Annotated in this window: 1 protein-coding gene and 1 pseudogene; both read left to right on the forward strand. The window is 34.2% G+C overall.

Features of this window, described 5'->3' with window-relative positions:
• Positions 1-125 precede the first annotated feature (125 nt).
• Positions 126-4,406: a PAS domain S-box protein gene (locus tag AFK68_RS08885; protein ID WP_094672417.1), complete on the forward strand. Its 4,281-nt coding sequence runs from the start codon at positions 126-128 to the stop codon at positions 4,404-4,406.
• A pseudogene (locus AFK68_RS44620) lies at positions 4,357-4,477 on the forward strand (hypothetical protein); the annotation flags it as partial. The gene AFK68_RS08885 and the pseudogene AFK68_RS44620, both read left to right, overlap by 50 nt.

A 4,477-nucleotide genomic window follows, 5' to 3' on the forward strand; every position in this document is an offset into this window, starting at 1 on the left:
GTCTAATACCAAGCGTGATCAGTGTTTGTTACAAATGCTATTTGAGATCCACATTTTTGTATAATTCTTGTTTTTTAAATCCACATTTTTGTATAATTCTTGTTTTTTAAACTAACTGGTATAATATGTTATTTTTTTATAAAAATAAAACCAAAATACCCCTTTATTTAATATTAACTGTACAGTTTACCGTTCAAGTTATTGCTATTGTCAGCTTAGTATGTTATCTATCCTATCGTATCGGAGAAAAAGGAATTGGGCAGCTAATTGCCCAATTGATGAGTGAACAAGGAAAGAGTATCGATCAATACCTTGATTCTTATTTGGGTAAGGCACAAGAAATTAATTTGACCAATTTAGAAGCATTTGAGGCAGGGGTTTTAGACCTCAATGATTTTCCAGCACTGGGCAAATATTTTTATAGACAGGTTCGGTTATTTGATTTTGTATTCGTCAATTTTGGAGGGGAAGATGGTTCCTTTATTGGTTCAGGTTATGTCTCAAATAAAGAAGGAATTATAGCCGAAATTCCCAGAAATAATATTGGTGTTTTAACTCAATACAGACTTGATGATCAAGGTAATAGAACGGAGGTATTGAAGGTCATCAAAAATACTCAAAGAAATAATATGTCTTGGTACACGGATGCAGTTAAAGCGGGAAAACCTATCTGGAGTTCCGTTTACACTTGGGGGAAAGATGCTCCCACAAATATTAGTATTTCCGCCAGCACTCCTGTTTATGGAGAACAACAAAAATTGTTAGGGGTTTTGGGAATTGATATTGAACTTCATCAACTCAGCCAATTTTTGCAACAAGTCAAAGGCGATCGCTCTAGCAGTATTTTTATTATGGAGAGAACTGGTGAAATTGTTGCTAATTCTGGGGATGAATCTCCGGTTGTAATCATCAATGACACACCCACAAGGCTTAAAGCTGTCAAGTCACAAGATCCATTAATTCGTAATGTTACTGAAGCTGTCAAACAAATATATGGCAATAATTTACAAGGTTTATTAGAACCAGAATTGTTACATCTTGACATTTCTATACCTGTGTGTGTGATGGTCAAGTCTTATCAAGATGAGTATGGTTTAGATTGGATAATTGTCAATATTGTACCCGAATCTGTATTTTTAGGTGAAATTCAGGCTAATGTGCGTCGTACTATAGTATTATGTGGGTTAGCATTAGTAGGAGCGATCGCCTGTAGTCTTTACACATCCCGTCGTCTCGTTAAGTCTTTATCTCAAATAACTCAAGCTAGTCAAAACATTGCTCAGGGAAAACTAGATCAAAATTTTCCTCTAACAATGATTCAAGAAGTAGCAAATCTTACGGAGTCGTTAGAGCAGATGGAATATTCCCTCCGTCAAAGTGAACAGTTAAGACAGAATTACACTCAAAAATTAGAAGCAGAAGTAGCACAAAAAACAGAAGCTCTGAATGAAGCTCAACATATTGCTAAAGTAGGAAGTTGGGAATTTGATGTCACTACTAAAGCATTTATTTTGTCAGAGGAATTATATCGTATTTTTGAAGCTGAGGATCGAGCACCTGTTCCGAGACCAGATTTAACTATTCTACAGGTTCATCCAGAAAGTCAAGAACATTATGAAAAAATAATTATTGCAGCAGTTAAAGCCGATCAGTCTTTTGATACAGATTTGAAAATTATTACCCAAAAAGATAATACTCGCTATATTCAAGCAAAGGGAAAACCTGTTTATGATGACTCAGGAAAAGTTGTTAAATTTATCGGTACAGTTATAGATATTACTGAACGCAAACAAGTTGAAATTGCTCTACAGGAAAGTGAGACTCAATTAAAATTAGCGATGGATATTTCAGGGGCAAGCGCTTGGGAAAGAAATCTGACAACGAATCAAATCTTTTTCTGGACTCTAGCGAATTTATCCTATCCACTCCAAATGTCCTATGAACAAGCTATGGAAGCAGTTCATATTGATGACAGAGAAGCTCTTAACCATGCTCATAAAGAAGCAATTCAGAATCGAGGAACTTTTCAAATTGAGCATCGGGTAATGGATACAGAAAATATTGGTCAATGGCGATGGCTTCAAGTAGCTGCTAAAGTTATAACTAATGCTCAAGATATCCCAGTTCGGATAGTGGGAATGTCTGTAGATATTACCAAACGCAAAGAAATTGAAATAGCTCTGTATCAATCAGAAGTAAAATTTTCAACCATTTTTAAAAGCAGTCCTCAACCTGCTTGGATCGCAACTTTTTCTGACGGACGTTGCTTAGATGTTAATGATAGCTTTAGTCGTGTTCTCGGCTACTCTTACACCGAAGCGATAGGTAAAACTTGTGTGGAAATGAATTTATGGGATGATCTACAGGATTTTGAATATTTCAGAGAAAGTTTAAATCAGACTGGATATATTTCTGATTTTGAAGTGATATTTCGGATCAAATCAGGTATAAAGAAAACTATTCTCCTCTCAGCAAGAGTTAGTAAATTAAATGGTCAAGATTGTGTAATTGGTGTTTTGAATGATATTAGCGCTCGCAAACAAGCTGAAATTAAACTAGCTCATCAGCAAGAAATGTTAGAAGCTATGAGTTGTCAAGCTCGTATCGGTGCATGGGAATTAGACTTGATTGAGCAAAAACTTTATTGGTCAGCTATAACTAAAGAAATTCATGAAGTTGCACTAGATTTTGAGCCTGATATAGCAACAGCAATTAATTTTTATCCAGAAGGGGAAAGTCGTAATACTATGATTCAAGCTATGGAAAGGGGGATAAAAAAGGGTAAACCTTGGAATAAAGAATTAAAAATGGTGACAGCAAAAGGGAAGGAAATTTGGATCATCACCACAGGACAAGCAGAATTTAATCATCATATTTGCACTAGGTTATATGGTTCTTTTCAAGATATATCTGAGCGGAAACAAGCCGAGCAAGAATTAATTATAGCTAAAGAAAAAGCGGAAGTTGCTAATCAAGCCAAAAGTCGTTTTATTGCCAATATGAGCCATGAATTACGCACACCTTTAAATGCAATTTTAGGCTTTTCTCAAATTCTCAAACATCATAGTTATTTAACTCAAGAATTCCAAGAAAATATTGAGATAATTAATCGTAGTGGAGAATATTTACTCAGTTTAATTAATGATATTTTAGCATTGGCTAAAATCGAAGCCGGAAAACAAAGTTTCCAACCTAAGAATTTTGACCTATATTTTCTTTTAAATGAAATTCAGACTCTTTTTGAAATCAAAGCTGAAGCCAAAAGCTTAGAGTTAATTTTTGAAATAGATAAGACTATCCCCAGATATATCTGCACTGATGAAACCAAATTACGTCAAGTTTTAATTAATTTACTGAATAATGCAATTAAATTTACTTTTGAAGGTGGCATATTTGTCAAAGTCAAAACTCAGGGTAGCAAAAATATCTTGCCTGTGTTAGAAACTCAAAAATCTCTCTTAGAAATCAAAAATCCAACAATTAATACCGCCAAATTACTATTTACGGTAGAAGATACAGGGGTAGGGATAGCAGCAGCAGAATTAAATCAAGTATTTGAAATATTTAGTCAAACAGAATCAGGAAAAAAAAGTCAAGAAGGCACAGGTTTAGGATTGTCTATAACCCGTGCTTTTGTAGAATTAATGGGAGGAAATATTACTGTAAAAAGTGAAGTTCAAAAAGGCACTATATTTGCATTTGATATTAAGGTAAATATAGTTGATTCCACAGCAGTAAAAGCCCAAACAAAAGAGCGTTATCCCATTGAATTAAAACCGAATCAGCCCAGTTACAAAATACTAATCGTAGATGATATCCAAATTAATCGTCAATTATTAATCAAATTACTAGAGCCATTAAAATTTGAACTAAAAGAAGGTATAAATGGTCAAGAAGCAATTGAAATCTGGAAGAATTGGCATCCAGACTTAATCTGGATGGATATGAAAATGCCCGTAATGAATGGTTATGATGCAACTGAATATATTAAAGCCACAAAACAAGGAAAAAACACGAAAATAATAGCCTTAACTGCCAGTGTATTAGAAGAAGAAAAATCAATAATTTTATCAGTAGGGTGTGATGATTTTGTGAGAAAACCTTTCCGAGAATCAATGATTTTTGCAACAATGAAAAAACATTTAGGAGTAGAATATATTTATGCACAAGAAGAGGAGGAAGCTGGAAGCAATAAAATAGAAATTTTAAAACCAGAGGATTTAATGATCATGGCTCCAGAATGGTTAGAAAAGTTGTATTATGCAAGTAAAGTTTTAAATGATGATATGGCTTTAGAGTTGATTGCAGAAATCCCAGGAATACATTCTTTATTAGCTGAGAAATTAACTTGTTTAGTTGAAAATTATCAATTTTTTCGGATTCATTTTCGGTGGCAACAGCGCTGATGAACTTTATGGTGGTGCAGGGAATGACACCTTAGGAGGTGATGGTAGCGATAATGGTCCCGATATCCTTG

Origin of the sequence: Hydrocoleum sp. CS-953 (assembly GCF_002260545.1) — a bacterium.
Lineage (GTDB): Bacteria > Cyanobacteriota > Cyanobacteriia > Cyanobacteriales > Microcoleaceae > Trichodesmium.